The organism is Escherichia sp. XD33 (assembly GCF_019375075.1).
GTDB lineage: Bacteria > Pseudomonadota > Gammaproteobacteria > Enterobacterales > Enterobacteriaceae > Enterobacter > Enterobacter flexneri_A.
The window spans coordinates 1-581 of sequence record NZ_JAENDM010000340.1 but is presented as its reverse complement, the minus strand read 5'-3'; the positions used below and the strand labels follow the sequence as shown (position 1 = coordinate 581).

The following is a 581-nucleotide window of genomic DNA, read 5'->3' as shown; positions in this document are numbered from 1 at the left end:
TACGATGAATCGGACCGTATCACTCACCGCACGGTGAACGGCGAACCGGCAGAGCAGTGGCAGTATGATGGCCACGGCTGGCTGACAGACATCAGCCACCTGAGCGAAGGCCACCGTGTCGCTGTCCACTACGGCTACGACGATAAGGGCCGCCTGACGGGCGAACGGCAGACGGTGGAGAACCCGGAGACGGGGGAACTGCTGTGGCAGCATGAGACGAAACACGCCTACAACGAACAGGGGCTGGCAAACCGCGTCACGCCGGACAGCCTGCCGCCGGTGGAGTGGCTGACCTACGGCAGCGGTTACCTGGCGGGCATGAAGCTGGGCGGGACGCCGCTGCTGGAGTTCACGCGCGACCGCCTGCACCGTGAGACGGTGCGCAGCTTCGGCAGCATGGCAGGCAGTAATGCCGCATATAAACTGACCAGCACATACACCCCCGCAGGCCAGTTACAGAGCCAGCACCTGAACAGCCTGGTATATGACCGTGACTACGGGTGGAGTGACAACGGCGACCTGGTGCGCATCAGCGGCCCGCGACAGACGCGGGAATACGGCTACAGCGCCACGGGCAGGCT

The 581-nt window shown here is 64.2% G+C and carries 1 pseudogene; it reads left to right on the top strand.

Annotated elements, in window-relative coordinates:
• A pseudogene (locus tag K0778_RS27140) lies at positions 1 to 581 on the top strand (RHS repeat protein); the annotation flags it as partial.